Raw genomic sequence first — 21,493 nt, 5'->3', positions numbered from 1 at the left:
AGTGTAGCTTGTAAATCTCAAAATGTAGTGTATATGCTACATTATGTTTTATTTACACGCTAAAGGACCAGCATAATGTATAATTATCCCAAATATGAAAAGCGATCCCGCGATCATAAATTTCTTTCAGCCATCGGTTATGTCGGCTTCATTGAGCGTTTGGCTGACTCTCAGTTGGCCGAAGGGCTTCAGAAACCGTGGGCGCGTCGGGTGACGTCGATTGCCTTTATCCTTGGGGCAACAGGTATTGGAATGGCGACGGGGGCGATCGTTTATGCTGCGGATAAGGGGTGGTCGATGTGGCCGTTCTTCATGGTTATTCCATTGGCGGTGTTTGTTGCCTGGCTTGCTGAGGTGGCCATGGTCATTCAAATTAACCGCGCCATGTTCAAGCATTTTGATGAACGGATGGAACAAGTTTATCTAGATGCACGGGCCAGCGCGCATGGTCTGGCGGTGATCATTATGGCTTTGGTACTTCTTTCGGCACCAATGATTTTTGTCACGATCCAAGAGCTGGATTTGGCTTTTGCCATTTATGTCTCTATTGCCTTGCCGGCTTGGGTTGTGGTTGCCACCGGGCCGCACATTGTTTTGAGCTGGACCCTTGGTGCCGCCACAGACCCGAATTTTGAGGATGACCAATGAGTGGTAAGCAGGTCAGTTTTTATAATCGGGTGAAAATGTTGCGGGTGGAGCGGGGGCTCTCGCGACAGGAGCTGGCCGAGAAAATCAATGTGCACCCGCAAACCATTGGCTATATTGAGCGACAGCAGTTTAACCCGACCATTGAGCTGGCGCTCAACCTTTCCAAAGCCCTCGGGGTCGGTCTTGATGCCATGTTCAGCGCTGAACCGTTTGAACTGGTAGATGAATCAGCCCTGCGGCGGTCCGCAAAGTAGCGGTCGAAATGGCATTGGGGTGGCCAGCGGCCACCCCATTTGATTTAGCGGTTATCCGTTTGGCTGCGCACCAACTCCAGCCCGCGCCGCGTGATGCGATAGGGCTTACCACTTGAGGAGGCGATACAGCGGCGTCGCTTCAACTTTTGAAACAGTGGCACATTAATCGCTTCATATCGCCATCCTTCGCGGGTGAAACATTCCACCTTGGTGACTTTCTTGTGGTCGTTCTTCTTAACGCGCAGCACGCCGCCTTGCGCCAAATGGTGCAATATACGTTGTTCTTGCTTTGAAATATCCATTGATGTTCTGTCGGTCCTTGCCCGGCCAGATACCGGACACAACTTACCCTTAAAGCCTTCAGCCCGATCGCATGAAGGCTCTTTATAACTCGTTTTAGACCCGCGCTTTTTGGCAGGTCCTTAGCGGGTTACAGACAGTTGTCGCATCAAATCTCCGTTAGAGTCGGAATGGGTCATCCACCTAAGACCGAATTTGCACATCGGTCCAGAGACATTTAACGGGACAAGTTCGGTCTGCCAGCCGTTGCGCCATAATTACAACGGACATGGGGGCGAACTGGTGGCACAGGGTCGCAAAAATGGGCTGAAAAAGCCCCTGACGGCAATAGACAATCCGGGTCAATTGCTTTAATCCAAATCATTGGCGCGCCTTTGAGGGCGCGTCTTGTTTAAATGCAAACTGGATCAGGTTGAGCGGATAGATGAAGACGCCAAAAGAATGTCAAACCAAGGATGATGTGCGCACTGAAATTGACCGGGTGGATCAGCAATTGATCGCCCTGTTTGCAGAGCGTCATGCCTATGTGACACGCATGGCGGCCATCAAGACTGACCCGCATGAAGCCTTTGACCCTGCGCGCATTGAGACGGTGATTGAAAAAGTGCGCCAGCGTGCCTTGGAAAAGAATTTAGACGAGGACCAGGCTGAGCTGATCTGGCGCACCCTGATCGACTGGAATGTGAATTTCGAAAAGGGTGTGATTGCCGCCCGCCGCAGCCAAGAATAAAGCCAAGCGATAGCGCGAAAAAACGCGACATCAAGCGAAGAGAAAAACTATGACACTTGTTGATACACGCACGCCCGATCCGAAAAAGTTCATCAATGGCGCCACCGGCGATTGGGAAATGGTTTTGGGGTTGGAAGTGCATGCGCAGATCACATCTGAATCAAAGCTGTTTTCCGGCTCTTCAACTGAATTTGGCCAGCCGCCCAACCAGAATGTTAGCTTTGTTGATGCGGCCATGCCTGGCATGCTGCCGGTAATCAACGATGAGTGCGTGCGTCAGGCTGTGCGCACCGGTTTGGGCCTGAAGGCCAAAATCAACAAGCGTTCAATTTTTGACCGCAAAAACTATTTTTATCCTGACCAGCCGCCTGGCTATCAGATTTCTCAATATCTCGATCCGATTGTGGGCGAGGGCAAAGTTTTGCTCGACATGGGCGAAGATGGTGAAGTTGAAATCGGTATTGAGCGACTGCATGTGGAGACAGATGCAGGCAAGCTGATGCATGACCAGCATCCAAGCATGAGCTTTGTTGACCTCAATCGCGCTGGCGTGGCGCTGATGGAAATCGTGTCGAAGCCTGATCTACGCTCGTCCGATGAAGCCAAAGCCTATATCAATAAGCTGCGCACGATTATGCGCTATCTGGGCACGTGTGACGGCAATATGGAGCAGGGCTCTTTGCGGGCCGACATCAATGTGTCTGTGCGGCGTCCGGGCGGTGAGTTTGGCACACGCTGCGAGATCAAAAATGTGAATTCGGTGCGCTTTGCTGGTCAGGCGATTGAGTATGAGGCCCGTCGCCAGATCGACATTTTGGAAGATGGTGGCGTTGTTGATCAGGAGACGCGCCTGTTCGACCCCAAAACCGGGGAAACCCGTTCCATGCGCTCCAAAGAAGATGCGCAGGATTATCGCTATTTCCCGGAACCGGACTTGTTACCGCTGGAATTTGACGATGCATTTGTTGAAGAGATCAAGGCGACATTGCCGGAACTGCCGGACGAAAAGCGTCATCGCTTTATCGAAGAACTGGGCCTTACGCCCTATGATGCAAGTGTTCTGGTGGCTGACCGCACCTCCGCAGATTTTTATGAAAAAGTGGCCGATGGTCGAGATGGCAAACTAGCCGCCAACTGGGTGATTAATGAGTTGTTCGGGCGTTTGAACAAGGAAGGTCTCGACATCTCCACCAGCCCGGTGAGCGCGGAGCAATTGGGTGGCATCGTCGATTTGATCTCCAAAGGCGATATTTCCGGTAAAATCGCCAAAGATTTGTTCGAAATTGTTTGGACCGAAGGCGGTGACCCGGCCACATTGGTTGAAGAGCGCGGCATGAAGCAGGTGACTGACACCGGCGCGATTGAAAAGATGGTCGATGAGATCGTTGCTGCCAACCCGGATCAGGTGGCGAAAGCGCAGGATAATCCGAAGCTGATGGGATGGTTTGTGGGGCAGGTGATGAAGGCCTCGCAAGGCAAAGCCAACCCGCAAGCGGTCAACGAAATCCTGAAGTCGAAATTAGGGCTTTAGGCAAATGGTCGCGGGTCTGACAGCATTTTCGATCCGCGACGCCCGCCTTGAAGACGCGCAGGCGCTCAGCACCATGATGCGTCAATCATGGCGCGAGAGCTATCGCGGGCTGATGCCTGCCGATAAGCTTGATGAAATTTGCCAGATGTGGCTGGCCCCCCGAAATTTTAAAGAGCGCATTGCTGATAAAAATGCCGCCAACATTCTTGCCTTAATTGATGGGAAGATTGTGGGGCACTGCTATGCGTTGCCGCGCGAAAACCGTTCGGTGCTGATCGGTTATCTTTATGTCTTAGAATCAGCGCAGAATGCGGGAATCGGCACCACAATGCTGAACGCGGTGATTGAGGTGTTTCCCGGCACGGTGCATCTGGAACTGGCGGTGCTGGAAAAAAATCGCGCCGCCATTGATTTTTATAAACATATTGGCTTTTTTGAAGCGGGACCGGAACCCACACCAGAGGGGGAGCCGCCCAGCCTTAAAATGACGAAAGTCCTGTAGGCCCTTTCCCGGGCCACAAATTGTCCCTAAGGAGATTTTATGAGCAATAAAGTTTCGTATTTTTTACACCATGTTGGCGCAAGATGTTGAAGCGAGTGCGTCTTTTTACACCAACATATTGGATTTGAAGCGCCATTTTGATAGTGACTGGTTTATTATTCTTACCCCAAAAGAGGGGCCCGTCATTGAGTTGGCGATTCTGGATGCCAACAACCCTATCGTGCCGGATGGGATGGCCAATAAGGTTACTGGCGGCATTTTGAACTTTGTGGTCGAAGATGTGCATGTCGCGCATGAGGCGGCCCAAAAGATTGGTGCCAAAATCATCTCGCCGCCAACGGCGATGCCTTATGGGCAGGAGCGCATGTTGATCGAAGACCCGAATGGGCAGATGATCGATGTGTCTTCTCACACCGCGCCCTTGCAAATGTAGCGAATTGGGGCGGTTCGCCGCCCCTTATTTTTGAAGTGATTTAATGATTTGTATTTTTCCCGCGCAACATGCGCATGTGCCAGCCCTAAAAGCCCTGCTTTATCGCGTTTGGCATCAAACCTACACTCCGTTTTTGGGCGTAGACCGGGTTAACCAGCTGACGGACATGTGGCACAAGCCCGCGAAGTTGGCCAGCGAGGTAGAACATGAGCTTTGCGCCAGTTTTGTCGCGCTCAAGGGTGAAGAGGTGATTGGCCACGCGCTCGCGACTGCTGAGGGCGACGGATTGGTGCATCTTAAGCGGCTTTATGTCGATAAAGAATATCATGGGCAGGACGTTGGCAAACGTTTGCTTCGTGCGGCGCTTGCTGCTTTTCCAAACGGCACGTGCGCCAGCCTTGAAGTGTATGAGAATAATCACCGTGCCGTCGCCTTTTACAAGCGCCAAGGCTTCACGGCGCAGGAAAAACTGCGCGATGAATTTGCCAAAGACGAGCTTTATGAATTTCGAATGATCAAGGCGCTTTAAACCCTAAAGCGTCGGTTTTGGCTTTTTGAGCAGTAAAAACAGCCGCCCATCGATCATCAAAATGCCCACGAAAATCGCCAACATGCCGAATAAATGCACTGGCAAGATCGGCTCACCCAAGACGATCAGGCCCAACAGCAGAGCCGAGATTGGCGCCACAAAGGTGGCGGTGGAGAAATTGGTGGCCCCGACGCGTTCGACCAATTTGTAGACAATCAGAAACGGGATAGCGGTGGCGATAATCGAAATATAGGCAATGGAACCCCAGGTTTCGGCTCGCTCAATCGCAGGGATACCTTCTAACGCCAACATCAGGGGCAACAGTGCCAGCGAGGCACCGGTGAGGGCCACACAGGTGGTCAACGTAGAATCAAGATGGTGGTAAGACCGTACAATATTCATGGCGATGCCGTAACACAGCGTGGCCATGAGAATGAGGCCGATCGCCCAAACCTCGCTTTGCCCATCTTGCTGCAGCGCGGGCAGCATCAAAATGGCCACGCCGGTAAAACCGGCCAAGACGCCAAGCGACTTGCCTAGGGTCGCCTTTTCGCCGCCCGGCCAAAGCTGAGACACGATCACCACCATAATTGGGGTGGTGGCATTGGTGATGCCGGCCACGCCAACTGACACGCTTTTTTGCGCCAGCGGGTAAAGCGCGAAGGGGATCGCGAAATTGATGATGCCCAGCAAACACAGACCGGCCAGTGTGCGACCCTTTGCATTTATGCGCTTGCCAAGGGCAAAAAACACCACCCAGCATAAGAGGGCGGCAAAGAATACGCGACCAAAAGAAATGGTGATGGGGTCAATCTCCTGCACCATAATGGCGTTAAACAGAAAAGAGCCGCCCCATACGGTGCCCAGAGCAATAATGATCAGCCAGTCGGTCAGGCGCATATTCTTGTGCTTTCACATCGAAATTAAAGCGGCAACCTAGCTGATCAGCTTGTGGCGGTCGAACCGATTTTGCCAATAATTGGATCAATTCTGGTGATGTCTACCAGGGGTGAACGTCGCCATTCCATTTGAGAAACTTGCCACTGTCCGCTTTTGTCAGCCCCGCGATGGTCTTGAAGAGGCCGTCCGCGCTTTCGCTTGGTGTAATCTCGGCATTGCTGCCGCCCATGTCGGTCTGGACCCAACCGGGGTGGAATAAAGTTACGATCGCCTTGGTATCTTCCAACTGGTTGGCCAAGGTCTGCATGGCTTTATTAACCGCTGCTTTTGAGCTGCGATAAGCAAAACTGCCGGTCGCGTTTCGGTTCAAGGCCCCCATCTGGCTCGAAATGGTAACGATCTTCGGCGCTTTGGCGCGCATCAGAGGCTTTTCCAGGGCTTCGGCGACCCGCATCGGGCCAAGCACATTGACGTTAAAGCTCTCCATCCACTTATCATAATCGAGCGCGCCAAACTGGCTGTCACGATCATTAAAGATGCCTGCATTGTTGATCAACACATCGATGGTTGCGCCGTCCAGTTCTTGTTGCAGACGCAGCACCGACGCGCTGTCGACAACGTCTAACGCTACCATAGAGAGCCGCTTTGAGGAGCTCCCGATCATTTGTTTTAGCTCAACTGCCTTGTCGGGCGCACGACAAGCGGCGATAACATGCCAGTTTTCGTCAGCAAGGTAGCGTTTGACCAATTCCAACCCGATGCCGCGGTTGGCACCTGTGATGACGACAGTTTTGGTCATTTACAACTCCTATTGCGGCCAAATCAGAACCTGTTGTTCTGCATGTTCACGGTCTGTGTTGCGGCGCTTTTCCAGAAAATATTTAAGTGCCTTGGGGTAGATTTCATGCTCGACTTTAAGAATACGCGCCGCCAGACGATCCGCATCATCATCTTCCAGCACGGGCACAACGCCTTGCATAACGGATGGGCCCGCATCAAGTTCCGGCGTTACTTCATGCACTGTCGCACCAGAGACTTTGACACCGGCATCTAGCGCCTGTTGTTGCGGCTTCAGGCCCTTGAACAGTGGCAGCAGCGAGGGGTGGATATTAAGCATTTTGCCCAGCCATTTTTCCGCAAAGGCATTTGAATGGATGCGCATATATCCGGCTAGGCAGATAAACTCGGTGTTCCAGGTTTCAAGTTGTGCATCAAGCGCATCACAGAAAGCCTCGCGGCTGTCGAAATCCTTGTGGGAGATAACCGCTGTTTGGATGCCATGCTCTTTGGCGTATTCTAGGCCCGCCGCATCAGCACGATTGGAAAAGACGCCAATAATTTCAGCCGGATAATCTTGAACCTTCGCAGCTTGAATCAAGCTTTTCATGTTCGAGCCTCGGCCCGAAATTAATATCGCGACCTTGGTTTTACCGCTCATAGGGACAGCTCACCATGATATTCAACGGCATCTGATTTGCGGTCAATCAGATCGCCCAGAATGATGGGATCTTCACCTTCCCGTTTCAGCGCGTCGATGAGGGCGTCAGCCTCGTCTTTGCTGGCCACCAGCACCATGCCGACGCCGCAATTGAAGGTGCGCATCATTTCGTTGGTTTCCACGCCGCCGGTGCGGGCCAACCAGCCAAACACAGCTGGCGCTTCAATAGATGACCGATCAATATTCGCAGCCAAGCTCTCAGGCAACACGCGCGGGATATTTTCGGTGAACCCACCGCCAGTAATATGGGCGAGGGCTTTAATATTATGGCCAGCTTCCAATGCGGCCAAAAGCTGTCGCACATAAATGCGGGTGGGGCGCAGCAAGGCTTCGCCAAGGGTCACGCCCGCTTCAAACGGGGCAGCACTATCCCAATTCAGGCCACTGATTTCCACAATCTTGCGCACCAGCGAGTATCCATTTGAATGCACGCCAGAGGAGCGTAAGCCGATCAGAACGTCACCTGCGCCAATATCATTCGTCGGCAACATATTGCCGCGCTCTGCAGCGCCGACGCAGAAGCCTGCCAGGTCATAATCGCCTTTGGTGTACATGCCCGGCATTTCAGCTGTTTCGCCGCCGATCAGCGCGCAGTTGGCGTCGCGACACCCGGCGGCAATGCCTTCAATCACGGCAGCTGCAACGTCATTGTCGAGCTGACCTGTGGCGTAATAGTCGAGGAAAAAGAGGGGCTCGGCGCCTTGCACAATCAAATCATTGACGCACATGGCCACCAGATCGATGCCGACCGTATTGTGGATGCCGCTATCAATGGCGATTTTCAACTTGGTGCCCACGCCATCATTTGCCGCCACCAAAATCGGGTCCTTAAACCCCGCTGCCTTCAAATCAAACAGGCCGCCAAACCCGCCAATTTCCGTGTCAGATCCGGGACGGGCTGTCGATTTAACAACCGGTTTAATGCGGTCCACAAGGGCGTTGCCCGCGTCGATATCCACACCTGCATCTGCATAAGAGAGTGAATTTGAGTTTTTGCTGGTCTGATCTGGCATTGGGCTGGTCCATTCCCCATATGTGTGGCAACTTGGTCGCACAATAAGATGCGTATTTGCGTTGGGGCATTGAGTGCAGCTTCTTGCAACGGGGCCGCAAACGCTTTAACAGCGCTGATAAAGAATTGCGGGCGTTCGCGCAAGTGTAGGAGTGGGGAATGACACTACAAAACCAAATAAAAACTTGGATGGTCATCCTGGCGGTGACAATTTTGTTTTTGTGGGTGTTTCGGGGCATATTATTGCCCTTTATCGCGGGCATGGTTCTCGCCTATATGCTAGATCCGGCAGCCGACTTCCTTGAAAAATTGAAATTTTCTCGCCTGTGGGCCACCTTCATCATCATGCTTTTATGTGTGCTGGCATTTGTTGGCGTCTTTTTGTTTTTGGTGCCGAGCATTTTGGGGCAATTGGTTGGGTTGGCCGAGCGCTTGCCGGGCTATGTGGAAAGTCTGCAGGAATTGGTGTCTGAATATGCACCGGCGCTGCGCGAGTGGATCGGCGATGAACAATTGGCCGAAATCGAAAACAATATTTCCAGTTTCCTCGGGCAAGGCGTCGGCTTTGCTGTGGGCGTGCTGAATCAAGTGATGCAAAGCGGGCTGGCGGTGTTAAACGTGATCGGTTTATTGATCGTGACGCCTGTCGTGGCCTTTTATTTGCTGCTTGATTGGGACAATATGATCAAACGGGGCGACGAGCTTTTGCCCAGGGCTTATCGCGACGAAATTCGTGCGGTGTTTGTTGAGATTAATCAAGCGATGGCCGGCTTTGTGCGCGGGCAGTCCAGCGTTGTTTTGATCTTGGCAGCCTTTTATGCCACTGGGTTGACTTTGGTGGGCTTGAATTTCGGGCTGGCAATTGGCCTCTCTGCGGGCTTGTTCTCCTTTGTGCCCTATGTCGGGTTTTTGATCGGCTTTGTGCTCTCCATGGGTGTCGCCATCGTGCAGTTCTGGCCTGACTGGACCATGATCGCATTGGTGTTCGGCATATTTATGTTTGGCCAGTTTATTGAGGGCAACATATTGTATCCCAAGCTGGTGGGGCGCTCGATTGGCGTGCACGCGGTGTGGTTGATGTTTGCGCTGTTCGCGTTTGCCTTGTTGTTTGGCGCGGTGGGCGTGTTGCTGGCGGTGCCGTTGGCGGCGATCACCGGGGTGCTGGTGCGCTATGCGGTGCGCAAATATTTGGAAAGTTCGCTTTATCAAGCCCGTACAGAAGCGGAGTTGGAGCAGGCCGAACGCGATTTGACCGGCGAAACGAAAGCCGCCGAGAACAAGGCTTAAGGGCAACTCAATGACAGTGCAAAAGGCACAGGCGCAACAGCTGGTTCTCGATTTGCCGTTTGACACGGCCTTGGGTGAGGATGACTTTGTGGTCAGCTCCGGCAACTTGAAAGCCTATGAATATTTAATAGGTATGCGCGAATGGCCGGGTCCAACCGCGTTGCTGATTGGGCCGCAAAAATCGGGTAAAACCCATTTGGCCAGTATTTGGGCCAGTCAGGCCGGGGCTGAGGTGTTGACGGCCAATAAACCCGACGCTTGGCCGCAGATGATGCACGGGCCGATACTGGTTGAGGATTGCCATCGCCTATGGATGGGGGAGACGCCCTTGTTCAATCTGCTCAATCAGGCCATGCGCTCGCAATTGCCCTTGCTGATGACGGCAGACCGGCCGATTGATCAATGGGGATTGCAGACGCAGGATGTGCGGTCAAGATTGCGGCTGGCGCTGAATTTGGAGATTGCGCCGCTTGATGACGCACATTTGGCACAATTGTTTGTAAAATTATTTGATGATCGGCAATTGCAGATTGATCCCGGGCTCATTCCCTATTTGCTGTCGCGCATGGAACGGGCGCCAGCGCATGTGGTTTCGTTGGTGGAGATGATGGACCAGATGTCGCTGGAGCGGAAGCGCCCCATCTCGAAGCGGTTGGCCGGGGAAGCCCTGGCAAAGCTCTATAATCAATAAATCTGTTACACAATTGCCATATAATCGCTTTAAGCCCTTGAAGCAGCACGCGCATCGATCGCGCTGCGCGAGATTGGCCGGGCACCACACAGTTTGGAAGTGAGTTATGGACGAGATTATGGATCTGGCGAATACGCCAGACAGCGAAGCCCCCAATATTGAATTGTTGTCTCAAAGCCCGGCACGGTTTGTGAACCGTGAGGTCTCATGGCTGCAATTTAATATGCGGGTGTTAGAAGAGGCGGGGAATAAAAATCACCCGCTTTTGGAAAGGCTCCGCTTTGTCTCTATCTCAGCCAGCAATCTGGATGAATTTTTCATGGTGCGGGTGGCGGGCCTGAAAGGGCAGTTGCGCGCGGGGGTCACGCGGTTAAGCGATGATGGCATGACGGCATCTGAGCAGTTGGAAGAGATTGCCGCATTGGCGCAGCATTTGCATCTGGAGCAACAAGATAGTTGGCGTGCCATTCGTGATGAGTTGGCTGAAGAAGAGATCATACTGCTCGACGCGCCGGATTTGGGGCCGAAACAGCTCGCCTATTTGGAAGAAATGTTTCAGGAAGAGATTTTCCCGGTGCTGACCCCCATGGCGGTGGACCCGGCACATCCGTTTCCCTTTATTCCCAATCTGGGCTTTTCACTGGCCTTTGAATTGCAGCAGCCCGGCGCGGATCATATGCTGACGGCGCTGGTGCGGGTGCCGCAAAATATGGAACGGTTCATCTTTTTGCCGCAGGATTTGACCACCGGCAAGCGGATCGAAATGGTGGCGATTGAGACGCTGATCAATCTGTTTTTCGAGCGCATGTTCCCAAACTATGAAGTGGTTGGGGCAGGCGCCTTCCGCGTGATCCGCGACAGCGAAATGGAAATTGACGATGAAGCCGCCGATCTGGTGGTGGAGTTTGAGTCAGCCTTAAAACAACGCCGGCGCGGGCAGGTGATCCGGCTTGAGATTGAACGCTCGATGCCGCGGGGGCTGCGCCGTCGTATAGCGGACGAATTGCATGTGGGTATTGAAGACACTTTTGAAGTAGAGGGATTCCTGGCGCTGGCCGATGCCTCCAAGCTTTGCGATATTGAACGGCCAAAGCTGAAATTTCAGCCCTTTAATGCCCGCTTTCCGGAGCGGGTGCGCGACCATAATGGCGATTGCTTTGCCGCGATTAAGCAAAAAGATATTGTGGTGCATCATCCCTATGAGAGCTTTGATATCGTGGCGCAATTCTTGAAGCAGGCCGCGTCCGACCCGGATGTGGTGGCGATCAAGCAAACGCTCTACCGCACCTCAAATGACAGCCCGATCGTCAAAGCGCTTATTCAGGCCGCTGAAGCGGGCAAGTCTGTTACCGCGCTGGTGGAATTGAAGGCCCGGTTTGATGAAGAGGCCAATATTCGCTGGGCGCGGGATTTGGAACGCGCGGGCGTGCAAGTGGTGTTTGGGTTTATCGATTGGAAGACACACGCGAAATTGAGCCAGGTGGTGCGGCGTGAGAAAAAGGGCAAGCTGGTGTCCTACTGTCATATCGGCACCGGCAATTATCACCCGATCACCGCGAAAATCTATACAGACCTGTCCTATTTCACCTCTAATGGCGCGATCACGCGGGATGTGGCGCGGGTGTTCAACTTTGTCACCGGCTATGCGCGGCCTTCCGGGCTGGAGTGCATTTCCGTGTCGCCCATGTCGCTGCGCGATACCTTGTTGCAGCATATTGACGCCGAGATTGAACATGCAAAGGCCGGTAAGCCGGCGACCATCTGGTTTAAAATGAACTCGCTGGTCGACCCGCGCATTATCGATGCGCTATATGCCGCGTCGCAGGCCGGGGTGGAAATTGAACTGGTGGTGCGCGGCATTTGCTGTTTGCGCCCGGGCATTCCCGGTTTTTCCGACAATATTCGTGTGAAATCTATCGTTGGTCGGTTCCTCGAGCATTCGCGCATCTATTGCTTTGGCCAGGGGCACGAGATGCCATCGCGCAAGGCGGCCGTGTTTATTTCCTCAGCTGATCTGATGCCCCGCAATCTGGATGGTCGGGTTGAAACCATGGTGCCCCTGTTCAACAAAACCGTTCATAAGCAAGTGCTGGACCGGATTATGGTTGCCAACATCAATGACAATCAGCAAAGCTGGGAGGTGTTGCCCGATGGCACTTCGCGGCGAATTGAGCCGCAGGAGGGCGAACCGATCTTTAATGCGCAGGAATATTTTATGAATAATCCCTCGCTTTCAGGTCGGGGCAGTGCATTGGCTCAGGATGGTCGTCAGGATGAGGAAGAGGATTGATCAAAAGCTTTGTTAAGGCACTTCGCCAACCGGCCGCTCAGGGGCGGATCGGCAGCGACAATCCTATTGCAGTGTTGGATATCGGTTCCAACTCGGTACGTCTGGTGATCTATGAGCGCCATGTGCGGGCGTTGACCTCGCTTTATAATGAAAAAGTGTCTTGTGCGTTGGGGCGTGGCCTGGCCAAGAGTGGCGAACTAAATGCAGAAGGCGTCGAACGGGCTCTTACGGGCATGCGCCGGTTTGCGATGGTGTGTTCGTTGACCAAGGTCGAAACGCTCTATGTGCTGGCGACGGCCGCGACACGCGATGCCAAAAATGGTGGCGACTTCATCATGGCCGCGCAAGAGATCATGGGCGTTGAGGTGCAAATCCTTTCTGGAGAAGAAGAAGCGCACTATGCTGCGCTCGGCACTTTGGCGGGCATGCCCAACCAACGCGGTTTGCTGGGTGACTTTGGTGGCGGCAGTCTCGAACTCGCTGGCATTGAATCAGACCAGGTCTTTGGCGGGGAATCTTTTCAGCTTGGGGCGATACGGTTACAAGATGACAGCGACAATGACGCGGCGCGTGCCTATGACATTGCCTGCGACAAGCTCGCTGCCTCAAAATTAATCAAAGCAAAGCATCTGCCCGAATTTGTCGCGATTGGCGGCACATGGCGGGCATTGGCGCGTGTGCACCAGGTTCTGAATGACTATCCCTTGTCGATGGTGCAGGGATATCGTGTGACCGCAAAGGATATGTTGTCCCTTTGTGATCTGGTGCTCAAACAGGCCAAGAAGGGCGAGGTCCCGGAAGAAGCCCAAATATTGTCGTCCAACCGACGAACCTTGCTGCCATTTGGGGCTGCAGCACTCAAAGCCGTGCTTGATGTGGGGGCATTCACATCGGTTAAGTTCTCCGCTCTGGGTTTGCGTGAGGGGTATTTGTTCGGTCAATTGGGGGATGAGGATCAGCGGGCTGATCCGTTATTGCTGGCCTGTAGGGAATATGCACTGCTGCGGTCACGGGCGCCAGCGCACAGTACAGATTTGTCAGAATTTACCTCGAAGCTCTTTGAAGTGGCCCGAGTCCAAGAATCGGACAGCTTGAAACGTCTGAGAGAGGCGGCATGTTTATTGTCGGATGTGTCCTGGCGTGGTCATCCCGATTATCGCGGCGCGCAGGCGGTCGATTTGGTGACCCTGGGGTCCTTTGTCGGCTTAGACCATGCAGATCGTGCTTATATCGCCACGATTTTGGCTGCACGTTATAATGGACTGAAGAGCAAGAAGCTGGGGCATGAAGATATTCTCAAATTATGCCGTGACGACCATCAGGAAACAGCCATATTGGTCGCCGCAACATTCAGGGTAGCTTATCTGTTGTCTGCTGCCATGCCCGGTGTGCTGAACCAGCTTGATTGGGCAATCGATCAAGACACACTTTATCTGTGCTTGCCTAAGGGTATGGAATTTCTGGCCGCAGAAAAAATGATGCGGCGCTTTGAGCAATTGGCTGGCCTTTTGGACAGGCGCGCCGACATACGCATCATTTAGCCAAACGGCCTAATCTGTATCTTCTAACGTGACTTCCACCGGCACGACACCAGATTTGGTGGCGCCAAGGGCCATTTTCCCGTGTTTGATGGCGAGTGCCTTGCCGCCAAACACCTCAGCGCGCCATCCTTTAAGGGCAGGTACGTCGGCATCATCATCCAATACAATCGAATCGATATCGTCGCTGGTGGCGATGATCCGGGGGGCTACACCTTCCTGCTCGCTGACCGACTTCAGAAGCACGCGCAGCAAGTCGCCAATGGGGCCTTTCGGAGAAGGGCCGTTAGGTTTGCGCGGGATTTTGGGCAAATCCGCTTTGTCCAATTGCTTGGCAGCATCCACCAGCTTGATCAGTTCAGCGGCGGTGCTGGAGCGCCCAAAGCCTTTTGAGAAGGCGCGGAGCCGATCGAAGGCTTTCGGGTTGGTGGGCTGCTGTTGCGACAATTCAAACAGCGCTTCATCCTTGAGCACCCGACCGCGGGGCACATTTTGCTGTTGTGCTTTTTCTTCCCGCCACTCGGCTAGCATTTTTAAAAGCGCAAAGTCGCGCGGGCGATTGACCTTCATTTTCATGCGTTTCCACGCATTTTCGGGCAGCACAATGTAATTGTCGGGCTGCATTAAGGCTTTCATTTCATCATTGATCCAGTCCCAGCGATCGCGTTTGTCCAGCTCCTCCACAATGTGCAGATAGCAGTCGCGTAGATGGGTCACGTCGCCAAGTGCATAATGGAGTTGCTTGTCGGTGAGAGGGCGGTGAGACCAGTTGGTGAAGCGTGAGCTTTTATCAACCTGAGCGCCGGTGATCTGGCGCACCATATTGTCGTATGAGATGCTGTCGCCGAAACCGCATACTGCAGCGGCGACTTGCGTGTCGAACAATGATTTTGGCGCTTCACCGGAGAGATTGACGAAAATTTCCACATCCTGCTTGGCGGCGTGGAAGACTTTCACAACCTCTTCATTGGCAAACAGCTCAAACATAGGGGCCAGATCGATATCAGTTTCGATTGGATCGACGATTACCGCTTCTTCTGGTGTGGCCATTTGCACCAAGCACAATTTGGGCCAGTAGGTGGTTTCGCGCAAAAATTCCGTATCAACGGTAACAAAAGGATGTTTGGTCGCGCGCTGACAGAATTGGGCCAGTTCGGACGTGGTCGTAATGATGTGCATAGAAGCTTTCTATTATTATATCTGTTTTTGCGCCCATTTAGGTTGCGAGTGGTTGGCCTGATAATGGCTGGAAATGGGGCGGACTTGCAAGAGCAGAATGAAAAACGTATCAGATGCTTGACAAATCGGGCGTGGCGTGCGCTTTTCGCCACCAAAATTGCCCCACAATTTCCGGGATTGGATTAGATGCATCTATATCGTAGCCACACTTGTGCTGAATTAAACAAAGATCATGTGGATGAGAAGGTTCGCCTGTCAGGCTGGGTGCACCGCATTCGTGACCATGGCGGTCTATTGTTCATCGATTTGCGTGACCATTATGGCATGACACAACTGGTCATTGACCCAGATTCTGACGCGTTCGAACTGGCTGAAAAAGTTCGCGCAGAATATGTGATCCGCGTCGATGGTGAAGTGAAAGCCCGTAGCGCCGAGACCGTGAACAAAGACCTCTCCACCGGCGAGATCGAAATCTATATTCGCGATATGGAAGTGTTGGGCGCGGCCAAAGAATTGCCGATGCCGGTATTTGGCGATCAGGAATATCCCGAAGATATCCGCCTGAAATATCGTTTCCTGGATTTGCGTCGCGAACGCATTCACAACAATATTGTGATGCGGTCGAAGATTATTTCTTATTTGCGCAGCACCATGGTCGATCAGGGCTTTATGGAATATCAAACCCCGATCCTGACGGCCTCCAGCCCGGAAGGCGCGCGCGATTTTCTGGTGCCCTCCCGGTTGCACCCCGGCAAGTTCTACGCCCTGCCGCAAGCGCCACAGCAATTCAAGCAGTTGCTGATGATTTCCGGCTTTGACCGTTATTTCCAAATCGCACCTTGCTTCCGCGATGAAGATGCGCGTGCCGATCGTTCGCCGGGCGAATTCTATCAGCTCGATATCGAAATGAGCTTTGTGGAACAGGAAGATGTGTTCCAGGCGATTGAGCCGGTGCTACGTGGCGTGTTTGAGGAATTCGGTGAAGGCAAGCCCGTCACCCAAGAATTCCCGCGTATTCCTTATGCCGAATCTATGCGCAAATATGGCAATGACAAGCCTGACCTGCGGAACCCGATTGAAATGCAGGATGTGACTGAACATTTTGCGGGCTCCGGTTTTGGCATTTTCGCCAACCAGATCGCCAATGATCCAAAAGTTGAAGTGTGGGCCATTCCCGCGCCAACCGGCGGTTCGCGTGCTTTCTGCGACCGGATGAACAAATGGGCACAGCATGAAGGCCAACCTGGCCTCGGCTATATCTTTTTCCGTGACGGGGAAGGTGCTGGACCTATTGCCAAGAATATCGGCGAAGAGCGGACCGCGGCCATTCGCGATCAGCTTGGGCTGAAAGATGGCGATGCAGTCTTCTTCGTATGCGGCCTGCCGTCCAAGTTCGTCAGCTTTGCTGGTGCCGCGCGGACACGGGCAGGGCAAGAGCTGGATCTGATCGACAAGGATCGATTTGAGCTGTGCTGGATTGTGGACTTCCCCATGTTTGAATGGGATGAAGACGAGAAGAAAGTTGATTTCTCGCACAACCCATTCTCTATGCCGCAAGGTGGGCTCGAGGCGTTGGAAAATGATGACCCGCTGACCATCAATGCCTATCAGTATGACATTGTGTGTAACGGTTTTGAGCTAAGCTCCGGCGCGATCCGGAACCACCGTCCGGAAATCATGAAAAAGGCGTTTGAAATCGCTGGTTACGATGAAAGCATTCTTTATGAGAAATTCGGCGGTATGTTGCGGGCCATGGAATATGGCGCCCCGCCACATGGCGGCATTGCGCCAGGCATCGACCGGATTGTGATGTTGTTGTGCGGCGAAGAGAATCTGCGCGAAGTGACTGCTTTCCCGATGAATCAACAGGCCGAAGATTTGTTGATGGATGCTCCATCTGCCGTGTCGGCGCGTCAATTGCGTGAATTGCATATCCGGCTGAACCTACCGAAAGAGTAGGGTTTTCACCGACTTGGTTCGTTTGTACGGCGCTCCTTGTGGGCGCCGTTTGTATTTGGCGTAGTTAATTCCGTGTTAAGTCCGCTATAGTATAAGCGGCTGGATGGCTTAATTTGCGGGGCGGGCGACGGTGAAGGCCAAATTTTCCCACTTTTTGATGTTAGTGTGCGCCTTGCTGGCGTTCGCGCCTATTCTGACAGTGGACTTCATGCTGGACGAATATATTCGCATGCGCGAAGGCAAGGCACTGCGTCAGCAGGTGAACAGAATCATCAATGAGACACAGGGCAGTGTGGATGGCGCCTTGAAAAGTCTCAACACGATCGTAAGCCGCAGTCCCTCATTGTGCACACCAACTTTCCTGAAAAGTGCGGCGCAACAAATGCGTTCCAATTATTTGCTGCGGCAGTTGGTGGTCAACAGCACCGATGGGAACGTGATGTGCGCTGCTTATGGCGACGAATTCAAGTATTCTGCCATTACGCCAACAATGACCATGCCCACCGGACCGCAGGAAATGACCATCGTGCGGATTGAGGATAGTGAACAGCCACTCATCAAGGTGAGCTTGAAGGTGCGACCAGGCCGCGAGCTTTCGGCGTTTGTGCCGATTAATGTTCACTTGCTGGTTCAAGAAAACGCGGTCCTGCATGGGGCGATCATGACGCGTTATGCGCTGACCAGCGGTTTGCCGATCGTCGAATTTGGAGACACCAAGGCCTACTACGACCATCCGAACCGCACGCGTGACTTTCTTTTCGTGGAGCAAGTCGCGCAAAATGTACCGATCAAGCTGAGTGCCGCGGTGTTGTTGGATGTGGTGCGCGCCGACTATGCTGACCTCAAAATCGGGTTTACCATCGTTGCTTGTTTGACAAGCTGCGTGTTCTTGTGGCTATGCATCCAATATGTGCGTCGCTCGCAGGTGCCAACATTTGACCTGGAACGGGCCATTCAGGCCGGTGAGTTGCGGCCGCGCTATCAGCCTGTAATTGATCTGCAAACCGGCCAGATTGCCGGTTGTGAGGTGCTGATCCGCTGGGAAAAGCCTAATGGTGAGGTGATTTCGCCGGGTGCCTTTATCGAATATGCGGAATTGTCAGGCCTTGCCATTCCCATGACCTTGTCGCTCATGGAACAGGTGCGTGACGATCTTGAAGATCTTTGCGCCCGTCACTCTCATTTGAAGATTGGCATCAACCTTTTTGAACGGCATTTCCGCGATGGGTCGATTGTTGAAGATGTGCAGGCCATTTTTGGTGGCACAGAGGTGCGCTATTCGCAGCTCGTATTTGAGATTACCGAACGTCAGCCGCTTTCCAATATGGAGGGGGTGAATTCGGTGATCGACGATTTGCACAAATTGGGGGCCAAGGTCGCGCTTGACGATGCGGGGACAGGGCACTCCAACCTTGCCTATATCCAAAAGCTGGGTATCGACATTGTTAAAATTGACCGGGTGTTTGTGGAATTGATCCGTCACCGCAATGTTCCGGTGCCGGTGGTTGACGCGCTGATTGGCATGGCGACTGATCTCAATACGGAAATCATTGCTGAGGGTGTGGAGACGGAAGAACAAGCGCTCTATTTGCGTGCCAAAGGCATCCGCCAGGCACAAGGCTTCCTGTTTGCTCCAGCATTGCCGATCGACTCATATTTGGCCTTGGCTGAGCGGATGAACAACGAAGAAGTCAAACTCATAGATGATTTTGACGACGAGTTGGTGGTGTTTGACGACGACGATGACGACTTTGAAGGCGACGATGCGCCTGATGAGGGTCGAGACACCAACGTGGCCTAATACCTCGTCTAAATCCGCTATTTCCCCAAACGTAACGAATCTGAATAAGTTGCACTTTTCTTTTGCTGCAATTGGTGGCACACCAGAACCGGTGAACGAAAGGGACTTAGATGGCTCAGGATTCTGACGAAACCCAACAATCTTTGCGCGAAGCTGCGCTGCACTTCCATAAATGGCCGAAGCCCGGCAAGCTGGAGATTACAGCGACGAAACCGTTGGGCAACCAACGCGATTTGGCGCTTGCTTATTCACCGGGTGTCGCTGCACCTTGTGAGGAAATTGAAAAAGATCCAACATTGGCTGCGGATTACACATCCAAGGGCAACCTGGTGGCCGTGATCTCTAACGGCACAGCCGTGTTGGGGTTGGGTGCCATCGGGGCATTGGCCTCTAAGCCTGTGATGGAAGGCAAGGCGGTGCTTTTCAAAAAGTTCGCCGGTATTGATGTGTTTGACATTGAGGTCAATGAAAATGATCCGGCTAAACTGGTTGAGGTGATCGCGCCGCTGGAACCCACCTTTGGTGGCATCAATCTGGAAGATATTAAAGCGCCGGATTGTTTTGAGGTTGAAGAGCAACTTCGTGAGCGGATGAAGATTCCGGTTTTTCACGACGATCAGCACGGTACGGCCATTATTGTCGCTGCGGCTGTTATGAATGGGCTGCGCTTGGCCAAGAAGAAGATTGAGGACGTTAAGATTGTCACCTCCGGAGCTGGGGCTGCGGCGATTGCCTGTCTGAATCTCTTGATGAGCCTCGGTGCCAAGCGCGAAAACATCTGGGTGGCCGACCGCGACGGTCTTGTTACCCACAAGCGCAAGGATGATGTCGACCGGTGGCGCGCCTCTTTCGCCCAGGAAACAGATCTCACCACCACGGCCGAGGTGATGGAAGATGCCGATATCTTTATTGGTCTGTCTGCGGCTGGGGTACTCAAGCCGGAGATGCTGGCGAAAATGGCGCCCAATCCTTTGATTATGGCGTTGGCCAACCCTGTGCCGGAGATTATGCCCGAACTGGCCCGTGAGGCACGTCCTGATGCGATGATCTGTACCGGGCGGTCTGACTATCCGAACCAGGTCAACAACGTGCTGTGCTTCCCCTTCATTTTCCGCGGCGCCCTCGATGTGGGGGCAACCGCCATTAATGAAGAAATGAAAATGGCGGCGGTGCATGCTATTGCCAAATTGGCGCATGAGCCCGCCTTGGAGGCCAGCACGTCTGGCACTGACCCGACCTTCGGTCCGGAATATCTGATCCCCAACCCGTTTGATCAGCGTTTGATTTTGCGCATCGCACCTGCAGTGGCCAAAGCGGCGATGGAAAGTGGTGTGGCCACCCGGCCCATCGAAGACTTTGAGGCCTATAAGTTCCGTCTGACCCGGTTTGTGTTCCGGTCCGGCATGGTGATGAAGCCGATTATAGAACGCGCCAAATCTGATCCGAAACGGGTGGCTTTTGCTGATGGTGAAGACGAGCGCGTGTTGCGCGCCACTCAGGTAATCCTCGAAGATGGCATCGCCAAACCGATCCTGATCGGACGCCCTTCCGTGATTGAACATCGTATCGAAAAGTTCGGTCTGCATCTGCGCCCGGGCGAAGATTTTGAAGTGATCAACCCGGAAGATGACCCGCGCTATCGCGAATATGTGGATCTGTTCCACTCTCTGGTCGGCCGGTCTGGCGTGACCCCGGATACAGCTCGCACCATTGTACGCACCAACACCACCGTGATTGGCGCGTTGGCGGTCAAGCGCGGCGAGGCGGATGCGTTGATTTGTGGTTTGCAGGGGCGCTACATTAAACATGTGCGCGACATCAAATCGATTATCGGTTTGGACGAACGGTCCTCAGATGTGTCGGCCCTGTCGATGTTGATCTTGCAGCAGGGCGTATTCTTCTTCGCTGACACTTATGTCTCCATGAATCCGAGTGCCGACGAACTGGTTGAAATTGCCATGCAGGCGCAGGATCACCTTAAGCGCTTTAACCTCGAGCCCAAAACCGCGCTCATGTCCTATTCCAACTTCGGCTCCCGCGATGGTGAGAGCTCGGAGAAGATGCGAGAAGTCTATCGTCTGTTGAAACAAAAGGCGCCGGACTTGGTGGTGGAAGGCGAAATGCAGGGCGATGTGGCCCTGAATTCAATGTTGCGTGAGCGCTATATTCCCAATAGCGAATTGTCCGGTGAAGCCAATTTGATGATTTTCCCGAATCTTGAAAGTGCCAATATTTCCATGACCTTGACAAAGGAATTTAATAAAGCACTTTCAGTTGGTCCGATCCTGATGGGCACCGCGCGCCCAGCGCACATTCTGGCCCCATCTGTCACCAGTCGCGGCATTGTGAATATGACAGCGGTGGCCGTTTCGGAAGCCATCGGCCACGAGCAGGACGGGGAATAATCCCCG

20 protein-coding genes are annotated in these 21,493 nt (G+C 53.2%); 14 read left to right on the top strand and 6 right to left on the bottom strand.

All coding sequences use genetic code 11. The annotated features are described in order from the left end of the window. The first annotated feature begins 75 nt into the window (after positions 1 to 75). Both L1I42_RS15390 and L1I42_RS15385 read left to right on the top strand, forming a co-directional pair. Complete coding sequence (locus L1I42_RS15390; protein ID WP_236115627.1) at positions 76 to 648, top strand: hypothetical protein; 573 nt, start codon at positions 76 to 78, stop codon at positions 646 to 648. Beyond that, positions 645 to 902, top strand: coding sequence for a helix-turn-helix transcriptional regulator (locus L1I42_RS15385; RefSeq protein ID WP_236115626.1), 258 nt, complete (start codon positions 645 to 647; stop codon positions 900 to 902). The genes L1I42_RS15390 and L1I42_RS15385 overlap by 4 nt, the downstream gene beginning before the upstream one ends. Positions 903 to 946: 44 nt before the next feature. Here the strand turns inward: L1I42_RS15385 and L1I42_RS15380 are convergent, their stop codons facing one another. Next, positions 947 to 1,204, bottom strand: a complete 258-nt coding sequence (locus L1I42_RS15380; RefSeq protein ID WP_236115625.1) for a YjhX family toxin — start codon at positions 1,202 to 1,204, stop codon at positions 947 to 949. Between the two features lie 422 nt (positions 1,205 to 1,626). Between L1I42_RS15380 and L1I42_RS15375 the strand changes: the two genes are divergently transcribed. The 5 genes from L1I42_RS15375 to L1I42_RS15355 all read left to right on the top strand — a co-directional run bounded on the left by L1I42_RS15375 (position 1,627) and on the right by L1I42_RS15355 (position 4,927). Next, on the top strand, positions 1,627 to 1,932 hold the full coding sequence (locus L1I42_RS15375) for a chorismate mutase (protein ID WP_236115624.1): 306 nt from the start codon (positions 1,627 to 1,629) through the stop codon (positions 1,930 to 1,932). A gap of 49 nt (positions 1,933 to 1,981) precedes the next feature. Next, positions 1,982 to 3,463, top strand: a complete 1,482-nt coding sequence (gene gatB / locus L1I42_RS15370) for an Asp-tRNA(Asn)/Glu-tRNA(Gln) amidotransferase subunit GatB (protein ID WP_236115623.1) — start codon at positions 1,982 to 1,984, stop codon at positions 3,461 to 3,463. A 4-nt stretch (positions 3,464 to 3,467) separates the two neighbouring features. Continuing rightward, on the top strand, positions 3,468 to 3,965 hold the full coding sequence (locus L1I42_RS15365; RefSeq protein ID WP_236115622.1) for a GNAT family N-acetyltransferase: 498 nt from the start codon (positions 3,468 to 3,470) through the stop codon (positions 3,963 to 3,965). 70 nt (positions 3,966 to 4,035) lie between these two features. Beyond that, the gene (locus L1I42_RS15360) at positions 4,036 to 4,398 is read left to right on the top strand and encodes a VOC family protein (RefSeq protein WP_236115621.1); all 363 of its coding nucleotides are present in this window, start codon (positions 4,036 to 4,038) and stop codon (positions 4,396 to 4,398) included. Positions 4,399 to 4,441: 43 nt separating this feature from the next. Beyond that, positions 4,442 to 4,927, top strand: coding sequence for a GNAT family N-acetyltransferase (locus L1I42_RS15355; RefSeq protein WP_236115620.1), 486 nt, complete (start codon positions 4,442 to 4,444; stop codon positions 4,925 to 4,927). 3 nt (positions 4,928 to 4,930) lie between these two features. On the opposite strand, the gene L1I42_RS15350 is transcribed toward L1I42_RS15355, so the two are convergent. The 4 genes from L1I42_RS15350 to purM all read right to left on the bottom strand — a co-directional run bounded on the left by L1I42_RS15350 (position 4,931) and on the right by purM (position 8,338). Then, a complete protein-coding gene (locus L1I42_RS15350; protein ID WP_236115619.1) occupies positions 4,931 to 5,827 on the bottom strand; it encodes a DMT family transporter in 897 nt (298 codons plus the stop codon). Positions 5,828 to 5,927: 100 nt separating this feature from the next. Further along, a complete protein-coding gene (locus L1I42_RS15345) occupies positions 5,928 to 6,626 on the bottom strand; it encodes an SDR family oxidoreductase (RefSeq protein WP_236115618.1) in 699 nt (232 codons plus the stop codon). A 9-nt stretch (positions 6,627 to 6,635) separates the two neighbouring features. Then, positions 6,636 to 7,214, bottom strand: a complete 579-nt coding sequence (purN, locus tag L1I42_RS15340; protein WP_236115617.1) for a phosphoribosylglycinamide formyltransferase — start codon at positions 7,212 to 7,214, stop codon at positions 6,636 to 6,638. Positions 7,215 to 7,261: 47 nt separating this feature from the next. After that, the gene (purM, locus tag L1I42_RS15335) at positions 7,262 to 8,338 is read right to left on the bottom strand and encodes a phosphoribosylformylglycinamidine cyclo-ligase (RefSeq protein ID WP_236115616.1); all 1,077 of its coding nucleotides are present in this window, start codon (positions 8,336 to 8,338) and stop codon (positions 7,262 to 7,264) included. Between the two features lie 158 nt (positions 8,339 to 8,496). Between purM and L1I42_RS15330 the strand changes: the two genes are divergently transcribed. From L1I42_RS15330 to L1I42_RS15315, 4 genes are all read left to right on the top strand, one after another. Continuing rightward, a complete protein-coding gene (locus L1I42_RS15330; protein WP_236115615.1) occupies positions 8,497 to 9,624 on the top strand; it encodes an AI-2E family transporter in 1,128 nt (375 codons plus the stop codon). Positions 9,625 to 9,634: 10 nt separating this feature from the next. Then, complete coding sequence (locus tag L1I42_RS15325; protein WP_236115614.1) at positions 9,635 to 10,315, top strand: P-loop NTPase family protein; 681 nt, start codon at positions 9,635 to 9,637, stop codon at positions 10,313 to 10,315. A gap of 106 nt (positions 10,316 to 10,421) precedes the next feature. After that, positions 10,422 to 12,605, top strand: coding sequence for an RNA degradosome polyphosphate kinase (locus L1I42_RS15320; protein WP_236115613.1), 2,184 nt, complete (start codon positions 10,422 to 10,424; stop codon positions 12,603 to 12,605). Next, positions 12,602 to 14,146 carry a Ppx/GppA phosphatase family protein gene (locus L1I42_RS15315; protein ID WP_236115612.1) on the top strand — a complete coding sequence of 515 codons (1,545 nt, stop codon included), beginning with the start codon at positions 12,602 to 12,604 and terminating at the stop codon, positions 14,144 to 14,146. The genes L1I42_RS15320 and L1I42_RS15315 overlap by 4 nt, the downstream gene beginning before the upstream one ends. Positions 14,147 to 14,155: 9 nt before the next feature. Here L1I42_RS15315 and rnd read toward each other — a convergent pair whose 3' ends face one another. Next, the gene (gene rnd, locus L1I42_RS15310) at positions 14,156 to 15,322 is read right to left on the bottom strand and encodes a ribonuclease D (protein ID WP_236115611.1); all 1,167 of its coding nucleotides are present in this window, start codon (positions 15,320 to 15,322) and stop codon (positions 14,156 to 14,158) included. A 186-nt stretch (positions 15,323 to 15,508) separates the two neighbouring features. On the opposite strand from rnd, the gene aspS reads away from it, so the two are divergent. The 3 genes from aspS (at position 15,509) to L1I42_RS15295 (ending at position 21,487) form a co-directional block, all read left to right on the top strand. Beyond that, positions 15,509 to 17,281 (top strand): aspartate--tRNA ligase, encoded by a 1,773-nt coding sequence (aspS, locus tag L1I42_RS15305; RefSeq protein WP_236115610.1) that lies wholly within the window; start codon positions 15,509 to 15,511, stop codon positions 17,279 to 17,281. A 130-nt stretch (positions 17,282 to 17,411) separates the two neighbouring features. Continuing rightward, a complete protein-coding gene (locus L1I42_RS15300; protein WP_236115609.1) occupies positions 17,412 to 19,082 on the top strand; it encodes an EAL domain-containing protein in 1,671 nt (556 codons plus the stop codon). A 110-nt stretch (positions 19,083 to 19,192) separates the two neighbouring features. Then, positions 19,193 to 21,487: an NADP-dependent malic enzyme gene (locus L1I42_RS15295; protein WP_236115608.1), complete on the top strand. Its 2,295-nt coding sequence runs from the start codon at positions 19,193 to 19,195 to the stop codon at positions 21,485 to 21,487. Positions 21,488 to 21,493 lie beyond the last annotated feature (6 nt).

Source organism: Maritalea mediterranea, assembly GCF_021568695.1.
Taxonomy (GTDB): Bacteria; Pseudomonadota; Alphaproteobacteria; order Rhizobiales; family Devosiaceae; genus Maritalea; species Maritalea mediterranea.
The sequence above is the reverse complement of the archived record's forward strand: the minus strand, read 5'-3'. Positions and strand labels throughout refer to the sequence as shown.

Excerpts from the sequence above, each read along its gene's own strand:
- purN (WP_236115617.1), bottom strand. The coding sequence starts at position 7,214 with ATGAAAAGCTTGATTCAAGCTGCGAAGGTTCAAGATTATCCGGCTGAA.
- L1I42_RS15390 (WP_236115627.1), top strand. The coding sequence starts at position 76 with ATGTATAATTATCCCAAATATGAAAAGCGATCCCGCGATCATAAATTT.
- aspS (WP_236115610.1), top strand. The coding sequence starts at position 15,509 with ATGCATCTATATCGTAGCCACACTTGTGCTGAATTAAACAAAGATCAT.
- L1I42_RS15355 (WP_236115620.1), top strand. The coding sequence starts at position 4,442 with ATGATTTGTATTTTTCCCGCGCAACATGCGCATGTGCCAGCCCTAAAA.
- L1I42_RS15385 (WP_236115626.1), top strand. The coding sequence starts at position 645 with ATGAGTGGTAAGCAGGTCAGTTTTTATAATCGGGTGAAAATGTTGCGG.
- gatB (WP_236115623.1), top strand. The coding sequence starts at position 1,982 with ATGACACTTGTTGATACACGCACGCCCGATCCGAAAAAGTTCATCAAT.
- L1I42_RS15380 (WP_236115625.1), bottom strand. The coding sequence starts at position 1,204 with ATGGATATTTCAAAGCAAGAACAACGTATATTGCACCATTTGGCGCAA.
- L1I42_RS15350 (WP_236115619.1), bottom strand. The coding sequence starts at position 5,827 with ATGCGCCTGACCGACTGGCTGATCATTATTGCTCTGGGCACCGTATGG.
- rnd (WP_236115611.1), bottom strand. The coding sequence starts at position 15,322 with ATGCACATCATTACGACCACGTCCGAACTGGCCCAATTCTGTCAGCGC.
- L1I42_RS15365 (WP_236115622.1), top strand. The coding sequence starts at position 3,468 with ATGGTCGCGGGTCTGACAGCATTTTCGATCCGCGACGCCCGCCTTGAA.
- L1I42_RS15325 (WP_236115614.1), top strand. The coding sequence starts at position 9,635 with ATGACAGTGCAAAAGGCACAGGCGCAACAGCTGGTTCTCGATTTGCCG.
- L1I42_RS15375 (WP_236115624.1), top strand. The coding sequence starts at position 1,627 with ATGAAGACGCCAAAAGAATGTCAAACCAAGGATGATGTGCGCACTGAA.
- L1I42_RS15295 (WP_236115608.1), top strand. The coding sequence starts at position 19,193 with ATGGCTCAGGATTCTGACGAAACCCAACAATCTTTGCGCGAAGCTGCG.
- purM (WP_236115616.1), bottom strand. The coding sequence starts at position 8,338 with ATGCCAGATCAGACCAGCAAAAACTCAAATTCACTCTCTTATGCAGAT.
- L1I42_RS15360 (WP_236115621.1), top strand. The coding sequence starts at position 4,036 with ATGTTGGCGCAAGATGTTGAAGCGAGTGCGTCTTTTTACACCAACATA.
- L1I42_RS15345 (WP_236115618.1), bottom strand. The coding sequence starts at position 6,626 with ATGACCAAAACTGTCGTCATCACAGGTGCCAACCGCGGCATCGGGTTG.
- L1I42_RS15320 (WP_236115613.1), top strand. The coding sequence starts at position 10,422 with ATGGACGAGATTATGGATCTGGCGAATACGCCAGACAGCGAAGCCCCC.
- L1I42_RS15330 (WP_236115615.1), top strand. The coding sequence starts at position 8,497 with ATGACACTACAAAACCAAATAAAAACTTGGATGGTCATCCTGGCGGTG.